This window comes from Lysinibacillus sp. NPDC048646, assembly GCF_050272295.1.
In the GTDB taxonomy this organism is placed as follows: Bacteria; Bacillota; Bacilli; order Bacillales_A; family Planococcaceae; genus Lysinibacillus.
Genome location: NZ_JBNNLZ010000031.1, coordinates 1 through 16,826, shown reverse-complemented (window position 1 = coordinate 16,826; position 16,826 = coordinate 1). Strand labels below are relative to the sequence as shown.

16 protein-coding genes and 2 pseudogenes are annotated in these 16,826 nt (G+C 38.2%); 5 read left to right on the top strand and 13 right to left on the bottom strand.

What is annotated here, in order from left to right:
• Window positions 1-2: 2 nt before the first annotated feature.
• The gene (locus ACQKII_RS21910; RefSeq protein ID WP_427462571.1) at window positions 3-704 is read right to left on the bottom strand and encodes a phosphoadenylyl-sulfate reductase; all 702 of its coding nucleotides are present in this window, start codon (window positions 702-704) and stop codon (window positions 3-5) included.
• Window positions 705-1,557: 853 nt separating this feature from the next.
• Here ACQKII_RS21910 and ACQKII_RS21905 point away from each other — a divergent pair.
• The 4 genes from ACQKII_RS21905 to ACQKII_RS21890 are packed head-to-tail and all read left to right on the top strand — an operon-like array spanning window position 1,558 to window position 5,427.
• A complete protein-coding gene (locus ACQKII_RS21905; protein WP_427462570.1) occupies window positions 1,558-2,610 on the top strand; it encodes a sulfate ABC transporter substrate-binding protein in 1,053 nt (350 codons plus the stop codon).
• Window positions 2,611-2,621: 11 nt separating this feature from the next.
• The gene (gene cysT / locus ACQKII_RS21900; RefSeq protein WP_427462569.1) at window positions 2,622-3,455 is read left to right on the top strand and encodes a sulfate ABC transporter permease subunit CysT; all 834 of its coding nucleotides are present in this window, start codon (window positions 2,622-2,624) and stop codon (window positions 3,453-3,455) included.
• A gap of 11 nt (window positions 3,456-3,466) precedes the next feature.
• Window positions 3,467-4,342 carry a sulfate ABC transporter permease subunit CysW gene (cysW, locus tag ACQKII_RS21895; RefSeq protein WP_427462568.1) on the top strand — a complete coding sequence of 292 codons (876 nt, stop codon included), beginning with the start codon at window positions 3,467-3,469 and terminating at the stop codon, window positions 4,340-4,342.
• Between the two features lie 14 nt (window positions 4,343-4,356).
• Window positions 4,357-5,427, top strand: coding sequence for a sulfate/molybdate ABC transporter ATP-binding protein (locus ACQKII_RS21890; RefSeq protein ID WP_427462567.1), 1,071 nt, complete (start codon window positions 4,357-4,359; stop codon window positions 5,425-5,427).
• Window positions 5,428-5,481: 54 nt separating this feature from the next.
• Here ACQKII_RS21890 and ACQKII_RS21885 read toward each other — a convergent pair.
• The 11 genes and pseudogenes from ACQKII_RS21885 to ACQKII_RS21835 all read right to left on the bottom strand — a co-directional run.
• A pseudogene (locus ACQKII_RS21885) lies at window positions 5,482-5,613 on the bottom strand (IS3 family transposase); the annotation flags it as partial.
• A 144-nt stretch (window positions 5,614-5,757) separates the two neighbouring features.
• A pseudogene (locus ACQKII_RS21880) lies at window positions 5,758-5,898 on the bottom strand (helix-turn-helix domain-containing protein); the annotation flags it as partial.
• A gap of 92 nt (window positions 5,899-5,990) precedes the next feature.
• Entirely contained in the window at window positions 5,991-7,187 is a 1,197-nt protein-coding gene (locus tag ACQKII_RS21875; protein ID WP_427462566.1) for an MFS transporter, read from the bottom strand.
• 93 nt (window positions 7,188-7,280) lie between these two features.
• The gene (locus ACQKII_RS21870) at window positions 7,281-7,829 is read right to left on the bottom strand and encodes a MarR family winged helix-turn-helix transcriptional regulator (protein WP_427462565.1); all 549 of its coding nucleotides are present in this window, start codon (window positions 7,827-7,829) and stop codon (window positions 7,281-7,283) included.
• 351 nt (window positions 7,830-8,180) lie between these two features.
• Window positions 8,181-9,902, bottom strand: a complete 1,722-nt coding sequence (gene cysI / locus ACQKII_RS21865; RefSeq protein WP_427462564.1) for an assimilatory sulfite reductase (NADPH) hemoprotein subunit — start codon at window positions 9,900-9,902, stop codon at window positions 8,181-8,183.
• Window positions 9,903-9,918: 16 nt separating this feature from the next.
• Window positions 9,919-11,709 (bottom strand): assimilatory sulfite reductase (NADPH) flavoprotein subunit, encoded by a 1,791-nt coding sequence (locus tag ACQKII_RS21860; protein WP_427462563.1) that lies wholly within the window; start codon window positions 11,707-11,709, stop codon window positions 9,919-9,921.
• A 31-nt stretch (window positions 11,710-11,740) separates the two neighbouring features.
• Window positions 11,741-11,890 carry a DUF2292 domain-containing protein gene (locus tag ACQKII_RS21855; protein WP_427462562.1) on the bottom strand — a complete coding sequence of 50 codons (150 nt, stop codon included), beginning with the start codon at window positions 11,888-11,890 and terminating at the stop codon, window positions 11,741-11,743.
• 24 nt (window positions 11,891-11,914) lie between these two features.
• Entirely contained in the window at window positions 11,915-12,637 is a 723-nt protein-coding gene (locus tag ACQKII_RS21850; RefSeq protein WP_427462561.1) for a sirohydrochlorin chelatase, read from the bottom strand.
• Between the two features lie 12 nt (window positions 12,638-12,649).
• Window positions 12,650-13,426: a uroporphyrinogen-III C-methyltransferase gene (gene cobA, locus ACQKII_RS21845; RefSeq protein WP_427462560.1), complete on the bottom strand. Its 777-nt coding sequence runs from the start codon at window positions 13,424-13,426 to the stop codon at window positions 12,650-12,652.
• Window positions 13,427-13,702: 276 nt separating this feature from the next.
• Window positions 13,703-13,915, bottom strand: a complete 213-nt coding sequence (locus tag ACQKII_RS21840) for a uroporphyrin-III methyltransferase (protein WP_427462559.1) — start codon at window positions 13,913-13,915, stop codon at window positions 13,703-13,705.
• Window positions 13,916-13,981: 66 nt separating this feature from the next.
• Window positions 13,982-15,490, bottom strand: a complete 1,509-nt coding sequence (locus ACQKII_RS21835) for a leucyl aminopeptidase (protein ID WP_427462558.1) — start codon at window positions 15,488-15,490, stop codon at window positions 13,982-13,984.
• A gap of 125 nt (window positions 15,491-15,615) precedes the next feature.
• Between ACQKII_RS21835 and ACQKII_RS21830 the strand changes: the two genes are divergently transcribed.
• Window positions 15,616-16,098, top strand: coding sequence for a divergent PAP2 family protein (locus ACQKII_RS21830; RefSeq protein WP_427462557.1), 483 nt, complete (start codon window positions 15,616-15,618; stop codon window positions 16,096-16,098).
• 105 nt (window positions 16,099-16,203) lie between these two features.
• On the opposite strand, the gene ACQKII_RS21825 is transcribed toward ACQKII_RS21830, so the two are convergent.
• A complete protein-coding gene (locus ACQKII_RS21825; protein WP_010857490.1) occupies window positions 16,204-16,533 on the bottom strand; it encodes a YuiB family protein in 330 nt (109 codons plus the stop codon).
• Window positions 16,534-16,826 lie beyond the last annotated feature (293 nt).

The following is a 16,826-nucleotide window of genomic DNA, read 5'->3' as shown; positions in this document are numbered from 1 at the left end:
CCTTATTCGTGTAACCCGCACTCAGTTTTTCCAGATCCTTGCCATCTGCCTGAACGTAAATCATCCATAGTAAATGCTGGTTGTGTACAGTGTTCACAGCCTATGCTTGGATAACCTTTGTCATGTAATGGGTTGTACGGCAAATTATACTTTGATACGTAACGCCATACATCCTTCCAGGTCCAATGAATAAGCGGGCAAATTTTAATTGACTTAAATTTTCCATCCAGATTAATGAAATTCGTATTCATTCGCGTCGGGGATTGCTCACGACGTAATCCCGATATCCAAGCCTTTGCACTCGATAATGCCTCATTTAAAGGCAACATTTTGCGAATTTCACAACATTTGTTTGGATTCGTCTTCCATAGCTCATTACCAAATTGATTTGCTTGTTCTTCAAGTGTCAGTGCTGGTTTTTTTAAAATAATATTAAGCTGTGGATATTTTTCCTTTACTCGATCAATCGTTTCATATGTTTCCTTAAAATGAACATCTGTGTCTAAAAAGACAATGGTTGCGTTTGACTTTATTTTTGAAATGAGGTCAATTAAGACAATCCCTTCAATTCCAAAGCTACAGGCATAGACGATTTCTTCTCCATATTCTCCATAACTCCAGCGTAAAACCTCTAACGCACCCTTATATGTCTCATCCTGTTCAAAGACGATTGTTGGCTCTTGCCAAGTTGCATACGTTAACATGTAATCCCCCTCATAAAAATCAAATTACGCCTCGGCGTAATGGAACTTGTCGCCTGATTTCACTCCTGCTCGTGCAAATAAACATATGTACGGATTTTGAATTGGACATTAGCCTGCACGATGCGGAGCATTTCGCTAAAACCACAGGACGACTTACTTTGCTAAAGTATTGCTCATTCAGTTAGCAATTGGACGCCCCACTAACTCAACCTAAAAAAGGCGCTCTAACAACAGGCACAAAAATACTACATGCCTCCGTTAAAACGCCTCTAGTTTGACTAGCCAGCTCATATTGGTGATTGTGTACTGGTCATCTACACCTCATACAACTATCACATTTATTATATTTTAATATATACCACATTTCACCCAGTAGTCAACTAGGTATTTTGAAAAAAATAAACTTATTTGCAATACTATCCTAATTCTTCTTGCTCTTACTGCTTTGTACCATTTGGCTTATGCAGTATTTTATTCATGCTAGTTGTCTTTTGCTACATGTACCATCTTACTTCATTAACACTATACGCCTAAATAAACAAAAATGACGAATGTATAATAACATGATTACATTTAAAAACCACCCGGATTGTTATTATTATAGAATGACCCTGAACATTAGATGTGACGAGTAGCATTCTGCCCATCAGCAGTTCACTCACTTTTCTAAACTATCTTTTTTTCTCAATTCCTTGTTGACTAATAGGAAATATATGTTTAATGTATAACTATGATTTAAGACAAATAAATAATAAGCTGATCAGAGAATCTGAAGGCCATCTACCAAAAAACTTACTACTGTAAGTTTGATAGATGGTCTTTTGCGTTTTTTGACAACAAAGGAGAGATTTTTATGAAGAAAAGAAAACATATTTTTCAATCGTTTGCACTATTTGCTGCATTAACACTGGCCTTAACAGGATGCAACACTAAGTCCTCCGACGAAGATGCAAGTACCGAAGAAACAAAAAAATCTGTTGAATTATTAAATGTTTCCTATGATCCTACTCGTGAGCTTTATGAAGAATTTAACAAAGATTTTATCGCTAAATGGAGAGATGAAACAGGCCAAGATGTTTCGATAAAACAATCCCATGGCGGTTCTGGCAAGCAAGGTCGTGCAGTAATTGACGGACTTGAAGCCGATGTAGTCACACTTGCGCTTGCTTATGATATAGATGAAATTTCACAAACGCGTGAGTTATTAAACAAAGACTGGCAATCAGAATTTGACAACAATTCTACACCGTACACTTCCACAATCGTCTTTTTAGTCCGTAAAGGGAATCCAAAGGGCATTCAGGACTGGAATGATCTAACAAAAGACGATGTATCCGTTATAACACCAAATCCTAAAACATCAGGTGGCGCCCGTTGGAATTACTTAGCCGCTTGGGGATATGCAGCAAAGCTGTATAACAATGATGAAGCGAAGATAAAAGAATTTATGACAGCTCTGTATAGCAATGTGGAGGTGCTAGATTCTGGTGCACGTGGCTCTACAACTACATTTGTTGAACGTGAAATTGGGGATGTTTTAATCGCTTGGGAGAATGAAGCCTATTTATCATTGAATGAGCTAGGTAAGGATGAATTTGAAATCATCACACCTTCTTTAAGTATTTTAGCCGAGCCACCTGTTGCAATTGTCGATAAAATTGTTGATAAAAACGGGACGCGCGAAGTTGCAGAGGCATATTTAAAACATTTATATAGTGATATCGGGCAAGAGATTGCAGCTAAAAATTACTACCGTCCACGGAATGCTGACATACTTGCCAATTACCAAGAACAATTCCCTTCACTTGAACTGATTTCAATTGATGATTTCGATGGCTGGGAAAAAGCACAGGCCACACATTTTAAAGACGATGGTACATTCGATGAAATTTACGTACCACAATAAGGAGGCTTTTTATGAGTAGCTTATCATTAAAAAAGAAGCAGGTTCGTGTGATACCCGGCTTCCATCTTTCACTTGGTTACACGATGTTATACGTAAGTTTGCTTGTTCTTTTGCCGTTAGCGATGATTTTTATTAATACTATGTCCTTAAGTTGGTCAGAGTTTGTCAGTATCGTGAGTAACCCACGTGCGGTTGCCTCCTATAAGCTTAGCTTCGGTACAGCGCTCGCTGCTGGCTTACTCAATGTTCTATTCGGCACAATTATCGCTTGGGTGCTTGTACGTTACCAGTTTCCGTTCAAACGTATTATTGATGGACTAGTGGATTTACCATTTGCCTTACCGACCGCTGTTGCAGGGATCGCTTTAACTGCTCTATATGCACCAAATGGTTGGATTGGACAGTTTTTTAATTTTAAAATTGCCTTTACACCACTGGGAATTATTATCGCCCTGACATTTATCGGTTTACCATTCGTCGTACGTACCGTGCAACCGGTCTTGCAAAATATTAGTGCAGAAGTTGAAGAAGCATCTGCAAGTCTTGGCGCAACACGTCTTCAAACATTTACAAAAGTCATTTTCCCAGAACTTATACCGGCAATTTTAACAGGCTTTTCTTTAGCATTTGCACGTGCATTAGGGGAATATGGATCGGTTGTTTTTATCGCTGGCAATATGCCCATGAAAACTGAAATTACACCTTTAATCATTATGACGAAGCTTGAACAATATGATTATGCAGGCGCTACTGCTATTGCCGTCGTGATGCTGGTCACTTCCTTCGTTCTATTATTCACCATTAATCTTATACAATGGCTGGCAAATCGTCGCTTTGTACATTAGGAGGATTTTTAATGGAACATAGTACTTCAATTGAGCAGGCTGCTCCTCAAAAAAATAAGGAAGCTTCAAAGCCTGCAGCTTTACAAGAACCACGTTTTATCCGCTACAGTTTGACATTCATTGCACTAGCCTTTTTAGCTTTCTTTATCGTGTTACCTCTCGTATCAATTTTTATTACAGCCTTTCAAAAAGGGGCAGCTGTGTATTTCGCGGCCATTACGAATCCAGATGCTTTATCTGCCATCAAGTTGACCCTGATCGTTGTCGCTATAGCGGTTCCCTTAAATGCGATCTTTGGTGTCATGGCTGCTTGGGCACTGACAAAATTCAATTTCAAAGGAAAAAATCTTTTGCTGACACTTGTTGATCTACCATTTGCAGTGTCACCGGTTATTGCAGGCCTGATCTTTATTTTATTATTTGGTGCACAAGGCTTATTCGGTGACTGGCTATTTGCCCATGACATAAAAATTGTTTTCGCATTGCCTGGTATTGTGCTGGCTACAATTTTTGTGACTTTACCCTTTGTTGCCCGAGAGCTCATTCCACTTATGCAGGCACAGGGAACATCAGAAGAGGAGGCCTCTATTTCACTCGGCGCAAATGGCTTTAAAACATTTTGGTATGTGACACTGCCTAATATTAAATGGGGCTTATTCTATGGTCTGATTTTATGTAACGCACGTGCTATTGGTGAATTCGGCGCTGTTTCCGTTGTCTCTGGCCATATCCGTGGTATGACGAATACGATGCCACTCCATATCGAAATTTTATACAATGAATATCAATTCTCAGCAGCCTTTGCTGTTGCTTCACTCATGAGTGTGATTGCTATTTTCACACTTATTATCAAAGATATCGTTGCTTGGAAATCAAAATCAATTTAACGGAGGTTACCTGCATGAGCATCCAAATTCAAAACATTTCAAAAAGATTCGGTTCTTTTCAGGCTTTAAAAGATGTATCCATCGATATTCAATCAGGAGAGCTAATCGCATTACTCGGTCCTTCTGGCTCTGGCAAAACTTCACTACTTCGTGTAATTGCAGGTCTTGAAGCATCTGATGTCGGTGAAATTTTATTTGACGGCCACACCATTACAAATCGTCATCCAAAGGAGCGTAATGTTGGATTCGTTTTCCAACATTATGCACTATTTCGCCACATGACAGTATTTGATAATGTCGCTTATGGACTTAAAGTACGGCCACGGAAAACAAGACCTTCGAAAGAAAAGATTAAGGATAAAGTAATGGAGCTACTGCAACTCGTGAAGCTCGAAAATTTTGCAGACCGTTACCCAACACAGCTTTCAGGCGGTCAGCGTCAACGTGTAGCTCTTGCCAGAGCACTTGCAGTCGAGCCTAAGGTGTTGCTATTAGATGAACCATTCGGTGCACTCGATGCCAAAGTACGTAAGGAATTACGGCGATGGTTACGAAAGCTTCATGATGAGTTCCACATTACAAGTATTTTTGTGACACATGACCAAGAAGAAGCCCTTGATGTAGCCGATCGCATTGTCGTGATGAATAACGGACAAATCGAGCAAATTGGTAGTCCAAATGAAGTATACACACATCCAAAAAGTCCATTCGTCTATGATTTTTTAGGGAATGTCAATCTTTTCAAAGGACGTTTACATAACGGTAAGCTGACACATGGCGAATTGTCCATTGATGTGCCTGACACACATGCTCATACACAAGATGATGCAGTTGGCTACGTACGTCCACACGATATTCATATTGAGAAAACAGCTGTATCGGGTACTGTTCCGGTAAGAGTAAGCCATATTCATTTAGTCGGTCCAATTGTGCAGATTGAGCTACGCCGTGAGGATATGGATGAATACTTAGAGGCAGAGCTTTCAAAGGAACAATTCCATACCCTTCAGCTCAAGGTGGGTGACTACGTTTTTGTAAAACCGAAGCAATTAAAAGTATTTTTCCCTGAAGATTTCTCTATATAAAAAGTGATCTGACCCAAGAAAGTTAGACATATTTAGTTAAGCAACTTCTAAGACCTAAGTTCGGTATTCCACCGGGCTTAGGTCTTTTAATTTTTCCTTCATTCGTTTGTGATTGTAATAGTGAATATAGTCTTTGAGTTCCTGTTCAAAATGCGACATGGATTTAAATTCTTATAGGTACAGGAAATTTCGAATCATGCCGGGAGATAAAATATTAAATAGTGCAGCTGTATTAATCGAAGATGTACCTGTTTCGTTCATATAATTAAGTACATTCAATTTATATTCAGCGGAATATTTTGTATAGGGCTTTAAGACAGTCTCTATACCATTTTTCTGATAACGGGGAACCCAGTCACTGACAATGCGACCTGTCACTCCGATATCTTTCGCAATTTCAATCATGGATTCATCTCCATTTAAGTATCGTTGAACCGCTTGAATACGTTGTACAATACTTACTTTTGCCATAAAAAAACCCCGTAAAAGTTAGATTGATGTCTAACTTTTACGGGGCAGTTCATTTGAGAAGATGCTTTTTGATGCTGATAGTCCATCAATATTCAATTTAGAATTTTCTTAGTTTGCATTTTTATCATTATTGCCGAAACTAATCCGATACTAAGTGTTGTAGCAAGAAGAATGAATGCTAATGTAAAGCTACCAGTTTTCATAAAGTAAACAGATATAATGGGCGCAACACTTGTTCCAGCAAATAAAATAACCGTATACATAGAGACTGCAATGCCACCCATTTTCCAGCCTAATTGACCAACAAGTGTCACTAATGAAGGGACAGCAAGAGCAATGCCACTAACAAATATGATACTAATTATGGTTAAACCAATTATGTTTGAAATAATGCTCATCATGATTAGTGCGATAATCGAAAGAGTCAAGGCAATTTTAAGTACAAACAACACATTGAATCGTTTTGCTAATTTTCCTGCAAAAGGTGACATTATCATTCCTAAAATACCAAAAGATCGAATGTAAATTAGTTTCTGACTACTCATTCCAAAAGAAGCACTCGTAAGATACTCACCCAGAATAATATACATACTGACAAAAGACATTAATAGAACGAATGCAATCATATAACTGAATATTAAATTTCCATTGGTAAAAATAGTACCGATCTTTTTCATAGGCTCCCATATATTTTGGATTTGGTTATGAGCCACTCCTTTTGGTAATAACCACGATACTAGGAAGGCTGTAAAAATATACACTATAGAAAGAACATAAAATATTACATGCCAATGAGTATGTTCACTAACATATCCGCTAAATACCTGACCTACAATTCCAGCTACAAGAAATCCTGTGCTTATAAAACCAACTGCTCCTACTTTTTTATCATTTGGAAATACCTCAAGAGTATATGCAAGTGCTACTGGTGAAAATGTAGCCGCCGCAAGTCCCTGTAACCCTCTTAGTAGTAGAATTAAAGAAAAATCATTAACCATTCCTAGTAGCAACGTTATAATACTTAATGAAAAAAGTCCCATAACAATCACATTTTTCCGTCCATATTTTTCTGATATAGCTCCATAGAAAAAACACCCTGTAGCAAATCCAAGTGAAAAAATACTTGAAGTGATGCCTGCTTTGGACAATGAAATATGAAAATAATCACTGAAAAGACTAATAAGAGGTATTGTTAAATATAAACTAGACATAACTACCATCCCTGACCAAGATAAAATAATTGTCATCAGAGAATAATTTGTTTGGTTTCCTGTAATTGCTTTGTTCATAAAATAAATCACCCTTTTTAATTTGATTAACTTATAGTTAGACAATCTAATTAAATGATTAAAAAAATTAAACTGCATCAACGAAGCTACAGTTTAACGTTCCACCTCAAGTCTTCTTTGTATAGATTTAAATAATTTATTAACCAGCTTCTCAAAGACTTTTCGTTCATTGGGTTCCAAATCAATCATGTTAGAAGCACAAGACGACCAATAAGTTGGCAAAATCTCAGCAACAAAAGTACGACCTTCATCTGTTAAACTCACATAAATTTTCCTACGATCTTCTTTACTATGATTCCGTACGACAAGATTTCTCTTTTCTAACCAATCTATCATTGAAGTTGCCGATGCCCTTGTAATCCCTAATCGTTCAGCTATAGCCGAAGGAGTCGCCCGTCTTTCACCATGTAGTGTAAGTAATATTAGTAAGTCTAATTTACTTTCTGTAATTCCGAAAGGAGCCAGCTCAATATCCATTACATCTAAAACGTAGTCACTTAACCACAACAACATTAATCCTAACTTTGCATCTTCTTGATCCGTATTACCCAAAGAAGACGTTTGAATCAGCTCAATATACGGCTCTACGCCTAATACTGGCAAATCATCTTCATTAGTGAACATTTTTTTAAATTTTGTCATTTAATCACCTTTTAATTAGATTATCTAACTATTTATTATTCTAACTATAAATCTAAATTGATGCAAGAAGTTTTATTACCATAAATTTCTTTAATCTAAAGCAACACAAAAAGCATCAACTCATTTTGCTACATGCTTTTTTAAAGAATTTAAACTTAACTTCATCTTCAACCAAATATAAAGGCTGTCCCTAAAGTCACTCAAACAATAGCAATTGTTACCTATATGGTAAAAATCCGCTTCGTTTTTCCGCAGGCGCCTACACGTATTTTTACCTTTAAATCAAAAATAGTATGCTAGGAGTACTCCTAGCATACTATTTTTACTTTTTTACAGCCTCGTATTTTTTCCTTAACTATTATGGAATTGTCGCCCGTCAAATACAGCTTCTACATACCCTAGTCGGATAACGAAATCACCGAAATGCTCGCCTTCCAAACGCTCCTTCGCATAATGTAAAAGTATTGGACGAAGCTCTGCTAAAATTTCTTCTTCACCGATATTTTCGCGGTAAATTTTATTTAAGCGATTGCCTGTAAAGCTTGCACCTAGATACAGGTTATACTTTCCAGGCCCTTTTCCGATAAAGCCTATTTCTCCCATGGCTGCACGAGAGCAGCCATTTGGACAGCCTGACATACGAATAACAATTTCTGTGTCATGTAGACCTGCTTCATCGATAATAGTATCGATTTTCGTAATGAGTGAAGGCAAATAACGCTCTGCCTCAGCCATTGCTAGACCACAAGTTGGTAAAGAAACACAAGCAATTGAATTACGACGTAGCGCGGAGTAGTATGCACCATCTGTTAGCTTATACGCCTCAATAAGGGCTGCAATTTCTTTCTTCTTCTGTGGCGCTACATTGCCAATCATTAAATTCTGATTTGGCGTTAAACGGAAATCACCTGTATGCACTTTAGCAATTTCGCGTAAGCCCGTTAATAGTTGATAATCTGCCAAATCTTTAATGCGACCATTTTGAATGAATAATGTGTAATGCCATTTGCCATCTGCCCCTTTAATCCAACCAAATTCATCACCCGTACGTTCAAAGGTAAATGGGCGTGCCTGTTGCATTTCCCAACCAAGACGACGATGCAATTCTGTGGTAAACCATTCAAGTCCTCGAGCATCAATTGTGTATTTAAAACGCGCATTTTTACGCACTGAACGATTACCATAGTCACGTTGAATCGTAATAATTTTCTCGGCTGTTTCGAGTAGCTTATCAGGTGTTATAAATCCAATGAGGCGGGCAAGTTGAGGATATGTTTCATGATCCCCGTGTGACATTCCCATGCCTCCACCAACTGCTACGTTAAAGCCTACTAATTTCTCTTCTTCAACAATTGCGATTAAACCAATATCCTGCGAGTAAACATCAACATCGTTACTTGGTGGAATAGCAATACCGATTTTAAATTTACGAGGTAAGTATTGTGCTCCATAAATAGGCTCAATCTCTTCGTCCTGGCTATCAATTATCTTTTCACCATCTAACCAAAGCTCATGGTACGCACGTGTTCTGGGCAGTAAATGCTCACTAAGTTTTGCGGACCAGTTGTAAATTTCCTCATGTAATGCTGATTGATTGGGATTGACATTACACATGACATTTCGATTGACATCCCCACAAGCAGCGAGAGAATCCAATAGTACATCATTGATTTCCTGCATATATTTTTTGACATTCCATTTTAAAATACCGTGTACTTGGAACGCTTGGCGCGTTGTTAATTTTAACGATTCATTGCCATATTTCCTTGCCATTTCGTCCATTACAAGCCACTGTGCAGGTGTTGCTGCTCCACCAGGTGTACGGACACGCACCATAAATTGATAAGCAGGCTCAAGTTTTTGACGTTGACGTTCATTTCGAAGATCGCGGTCATCTTGTAAGTAACTACCATGGAATTTCATCAGGCGATTATCATCCTCAGGAATCCCTGAACTTAATGGATTATTCATTGTTCGTTCAAGTGATCCACGTAGATAATTACTTTCTGTTTTAATACGTTCAACATCACTAGGTGTACCCGATTGCGGTGGCAATACAATTTTTTTTGTCATTCTTATCGCTCCTTGTTTAATAAACGTCACGTTGGTAGCGTTTTTGTTGTTTTAAGTCCTTTACAAAGGCTTTTGCTTCTTCCGCCGTTTTTTGCCCTTGCTGTTCAATAATGCGATGTAATGTTTGATCAACATCCGACGCCATTGATTTTTCATCGCCGCACACATAGATTACAGCGCCTTGCTCAAGCCACTCATAGAAGGTCTCTGCATTTTCCTCGATTTTATGTTGAACATATACTTTTTTATCTGTATCGCGTGAAAAGGCAACATTCATTTTTGTCAATGTCCCTGAAGCCAACCAGTGTTGCCAATCAGTTTGGTACAGAAAATCCGTTACAAAATGTTGGTCGCCAAAGAATAGCCATGATTTTCCCACTATACCTAATTCCTCGCGCTCCTCTAAAAAGGCACGGTAAGGGGCAACTCCAGTTCCTGCACCAATCATAATAATGGGTGTATCCTCTTGTTCTGGTAATCTAAAATTCGAATTTTTTTGAACATAAATTGGCAAAGTGTCCCCAACTTGAATGCGCTCAGCAATACGGCCAGAACATACCCCAAGTCGTGCTCGCCCCTTATTTTCATAGCTCACCTTACCGATTGTTAAATGCACCTCATCACTATTTGCCTTTTGACTACTCGCAATTGAATAGAGACGAGCAGGAATTTTGCGTAGAAGAGCAACAAATTGCTGTGCATCCCATGAAAAGGGTGCATAATCTCCGGCAATATCTAGTAAATCACGGCCTTTTACATAATCCTTCCATGCTGTGTCATCTTCAAGTAAAGCGATAAAATCCTCATGTGCTGTGTAAGCACCAATTTTTCGCAATAATGGTTTCGATAAAACTGTGATTTCCAGCTTATTCTGTAATGCCTTTTTTAAGGTTAATGACTCTTCAAATACAGTTACCTTTGACTCTGCATCAAATTGAAGAGCTGTTATTAAAGCATCTACTAAGGATTCATCATTTTCTGGCTGAATTCCTATACTGTCACCTGGTTTAAAGTGAAAGTCTGCGCCCTCAATGGCAATCTCCACATGATATGTTTCTTTGTTTGAACCACGCCCATTAAGATTTAGATTTTCTAGTACTTCTGCATAAAAAGGATTTTTACGACAATAAGAAGATTTAGATTCCTTGATATCTTCTTCACCTTTCTCAGAACTAATTGCTATTTCTGTGCTTCGCAGTAATTCCTGCTGTATAGCTATGAACCACTGCGCTGCAGGCTCATCATAATCTAAGTCGCAATCTGTACGTGGAACGATACGCGTTGCCCCTAACTTCTCAAACTGCTCATCAAAATCCTTACCAGTCTTACAGAAAAATTCATAGGAGCTATCCCCTAATGCCAGCACTGAATAATGAAGATGCTCTAATTTCGGGGCTCGCTTACTATATAGAAAATCATAAAACTGCATCGCTTGATCTGGTGGCTCTCCCTCTCCATGTGTACTGACAACGAGCAATAGATTCGTTATTTTCTTTAAATTATTGGGTTTAAAACTTGCTAAGGAAGCGATTGTTACTTCAACGTCTTTTTCTTTTAATAGCGCTGCGTATTTTTCAGCTAAACCCTGACTATTTCCTGTTTGTGAACCATATAAAATTGTTACTGCTTTAGTAATTGGGGCTACTGTTTGTGGTGATTCCTCAACAATTACCTTTTCGGCTGTTTGTGTTGCACTTAAATAACCATTCAGCCAGATTTTCTGTTCTACTGTTAATTTAGGAAGAAGCTCATTTAATAGCTTTACCTGCTCCTCACTAAACGGACTATTTATTACTTGCAGTTTCAATTTTGCCACCTCACGTATTAATTTTTAAAAATTATCTAAGACTTATTTTTTCTTTCTTTTCAATTAGTACTACGTAGGAATTTTGTACAATTAATGTAATCGATCCGTTGTTCACTGTATTTAAGATTTGTCGGACATTATCTAATGCTAGATTTACATTTTCCGTTCTTTTATCTACCATTATTAAACACCTTCCCCTTAAATTTCAAAGTTGTAATAATTGATGAATACGTTCGACTAAAACTTTCCTAACATTGTCGTCATAGCCTAAGCTTTCACATAAAATAACGTTCTTTTCCTCATAATCCATCAAACGCTTCGCAATGCTCTGACGTAATATACCGGTAAATAATAAATAAGGCACAATAAATACACGGTTGTTGTTATTTTGATTTTGCTGCAACCACTCTTCAAAGGTCGGACTCGTTCCATATAAAAAACACGTATCTACAGTTACATATGCATATTTGTCTCGCAACCTTGTCGCAATTTTTGCTAAATCGAGCTTCACTGTTGGATCACTACTACCACGTCCTATAAGCAAAACACTTGCTTGATCCGTAGGACATCGAGTATCTAAAATACGTGCATGTAGCGTGTCTATTAATAGTTCGTGTACACCGAGTGGCTCACCGTATGTAAACCGAACAGTAGGATATTGTATTTTCGCTTTGTCTATTTCTATGGGAATATCGTGTTTCGCATGCTGGGCGGCTAATAATAAAATTGGCATGATGGCTATGGCTGTTGCTCCACGTTTTATACAGCTCTCTATACCTTCAGCAACGGTTGGTGCAGCTAGCTCTAAAAAACAAATTTCTTGAATCGGTATCTCAATTTCCTGCTGCACATGCTGAAGAAATGCAACAGCTTGCTCCACACCAGCCTTTACCCGACTACCATGTGCAATATATAAAGTTGCCTGCATGAAAACACTTCCTTACACTGAAATTCCCTCTACTAGGGGCTCTGGCATAACATTTTCCAACCAATGAATTTTTTCATGGAGTGTCACCACTTCCCCGACAACAATCATGCTAGGATTTTGAATATTTTCCTTCTGGACCACTTCTACAATATTCGCCAAAGTGCCTATTACCGTTTTTTGTTGTGCAAAGGTTCCCCACTGAACAATGGCTACAGGCGTTTTTTCATCGCGACCGTATTTGAGCAATTGTTGGCAGATGTAAGGAAGATTACCAACCCCCATATAAATGGCAATCGTATCAATCCCCTTTGCTAGACATTCCCATTGAATGCTATCATCTTTTCCTTCTCGCATATGTCCAGTGACCATCGCGAAACTTGAACTTAAGTCACGATGAGTAACAGGAATACCTGCATAAGCTGGCGCTGCAATACCAGAAGTGATACCAGGCACAATGTCAAACGGAATATTATGCTGTGCAAGCACCTCCGCCTCCTCAGCCCCTCTTCCGAAAACGAATGGGTCACCGCCCTTTAGTCGGGTCACAATAAGGCCTTGCTGCGCATAGTTTACGAGTGAACGATTAATTTGCTCTTGAATCATGGCATGTTGATTCGGCAACTTGCCACAAAAAATCAGTTTGGCATCCTTTTTTGCATATGTTAGTAACTCCTTATTAATGAGTCGGTCATACAAAATGACATCTGCTGTTTCAATGCAACGTAGTCCCTTTACTGTAATGAGGTCAACATCTCCGGGACCTGCCCCAACAATATGAACTTTCACCATTTAATCCCCTCCTTTTTCTACTCTCTTCGTAGAGATAGAAAAGAGGCTCATATCATCCAAGGGCATAGCAATGCCTGTGAATAATAGGAGCCTCTAGTTTGCTAGTCAGCTTCATTTTTAATTCTTAGTAATATAATAAGAATAATAAATAATATAGTATATTCTGTCAACACCTAATTTGGAACTTCCTAAATGTTCTTTCATGTAAAAACAACCAGTCACCGATTTATCATCGATAACTGGTTGAATAATTTTTCTACGTCTGTCACATTTAAGTTAATATGGTCTTCCATAACGCGGGAATGGTGGACCAGGTCGAAAATATGGCGGACGTGGTGGATATGGACGATAGTTTGGATAATACGGATAGTAAGGATACTGATTAAATTGTGATCCAACTAAACTTCCTAAAAACCCGCCAAAAAACGGCGCACCAAATGGCCATAAGAAGCCTCCAAAGCCCCCTGGGTATCCTCCGAAATTTCGCATATGTTACCTCCCTTTTTACTCTATCTTATGAAAGAGAGAACATAACCCACGTGTATATCGCCTACCTTATTTTTCTTCTCCTAGACGCTGCACAAAATTAGCCAATGTACGTACCATTACACCTGTACCGCCTTTTGGTCCTAAATCGTGTGTAGCAATCGCATCAGATGTTCCTGCAATGTCTAAATGAATCCAAGGTGTATCGCCAACAAACTCGCCAACGAAACCTCCGCCGAAAATCATGTGCCCATCGCGACCTGGAGAGTTATTTAAATCAGCAACATCCGATTTACGAATACGTTTTTTATCACTTTCTGTTAACGGCAAACGCCATACAAATTCATCTGTTTCCTGGGCAGCTTCCATAAAAGCAGTAAAAAATTCATCATTATTCGCGAGTGCACCTGTCTTATCCATACCAAGTGCTGTAATCACACCACCAGTTAATGTTGCGACATCTATCAATGCAGTAGCACCTTGCTGTTTGGCATAAGTAGTAGCATCAGCAAGTACTATACGTCCTTCAGCATCTGTATTTAAAATCTCTACCGTTTTACCACTATACATCGTAATAACGTCATCTGGTTTAAAGGCAAGGCCTGCTACCATATTGTCAGTAGAACCAATAACCGCAACTACATTTTTATGAGGGCGCAATTCGCCAATAATTTTCATAGCACCTAGAACTGCCGCTGCACCGCCCATATCGCCCTTCATACCGACCAGTGAATCTTTTGGTTTCAAAGAATAACCGCCTGTATCATATGTAACCCCTTTACCAACAAGACCTATTGGATCAGCAAAATCTTCTGTTGCTTTATATTTTAATGTTATTAAACGAGGCTCTTCAACTGAACCTTGATTAACACTTAAAATACCACCCATGCCAAGCTCCTCTAATTGAGCTTTATCTAAAATTTCTACCTCAAAATCATATTCAGCGGCGAGTGCCTCTGCATAATACGCTAAGTCTGACGCTGTTAATAAATTTGGCGGTAGATTAATTAAACTACGCGCTTCATTTACTGCATTTGCATAAATAATACCTACTTCATAGCCAGCAACAACCTCATCTATATCGTCTGCAGCTGTCACAAGATGTACGGCATCCATACGATAATCTACTTCATTAGAAGTTGTTTTATAATGAGGAATTGAATAGTAACCAAGTCCTGTACCTTCACCCGCTAAAAACGCGACATCTGTCACAGTAATAGCATCTGTCGTGAATGCTTCAAGCCAGATAGAATAGTCCTTCACTTTTAAAGCTCGTAGCTCTTTACCCACTAAACCAAATGCAGCACGTAAATCACCTTCTGTTAAGTTTTTGCGCTCATCTAATCCAACAAATAAAATTCGTTTAAGCTTTGCGTGCTCCTTTATGAAGGGTAATTTCGTAATTTTTTTCAGGTCAGTTGATACGTCGCCTGTACTTAACCACGCATTCAATGAATCTCCATAAAATGTTGAAAAGCTTGCCCAATCCTGCATTTGTTCGCGATGTTTTGTGACTCCTACAACCAGCACTTCTGTAGAAATCGTGTCAAATGTTTTTGCTTCTTTTACAATATGCACGTCAATTCCTCCATTTCAATATTTCCATTATACATAACTTTCAAAAAAGAGCGTAATATTTGGCTATTTCTTCTTTTAGAAAATAATGAATGTTATAATAAAAGTAATTTTAAGCGAAGGTTGTGATGTGTGTGAGTATACTTCAAAATACCCCTTTACTGGTCGCCCTCTTTTGTGTTCTCTTTGCACAATTTGTAAAAATTCCTATTCATTTTTTAATGACTAAACAAATTAAATGGAGCCTTTTTACCTCGACTGGGGGAATGCCTAGTTCACACTCCGCATCTGTCACAGGTCTAACAACCTCTATTGCCTACGAAGCTGGACTAAGCTCTCCTATTTTTGCAGTAGCAGCCATGTTTTCATTCATCGTCATGTATGATGCAAGTGGTGTTCGCTATCAAGCCGGACAACATGCAGTTGTCTTAAATCAACTCCGCAAAGATTTTGAAACACTGATACGAGATATAAAAGAATGGCCTCAAATGGATGGGCAAGAAAAAATGGAAGAGTTAAAAACCTTACTTGGTCACAAGCGCAGTGAGGTATTTTTCGGGGCACTGACTGGCATTTTTATCGCCATCATCATCTATCAATTCATACAATAAAGAAAAGGAGTTCACTCAATTTTGAGTCAACTCCTTACTTCTTATACCTACGTCTCGACGTAAGTATATCTAGGTTGTTTCGCATAATGCTTTAACTGTATATAGTTAAAACATTCTATAGCCATTTTTACGTAAAAAAATCATCACAATCCCTGCGACAATTGCACCCGCAAACCCACCAGTTAAAATTGAAATATCTACAACTTGTAGTGCTTGCAATTTATCTAAAAGTGCTGGAAATGCAGTACCTGGTTTAAAAATATAATCTAAAAAGCTTACATCATCTACAATGAAGACAACAACAATTGGATACACAACCGCCATTAACCATGTCATACGCAGTAGCATATTCAATAAGAATCCGATACCAAAAAACATGACGAAAAATAACACAATTGAAATGATTAACTGTACTAATGAAACTGGACCATCCATCTATGTATAACCTCCGTTTTCCTCTCATTAGTTTACCTGATAAAAAGAATGCTTTCAATGAACAAGTCCTTGATTTCGCTTGTTTGTCATATTTAATGTGCACTGAAAGATGTTCAATTTAGTTCTGCTTATTAGTTGTTCACATAAAACAAGTTTATCCAGTACTCTAAAATGTAGACCTATATGATCCATCTCACCAAACATACTAACATTAGTAGTACAAACCTAGGCCATGGTTTGTGCTACTATTTTTTTATAGTAGAAGTGAAGGAAAGCCGACCAGCCTCTGGGAT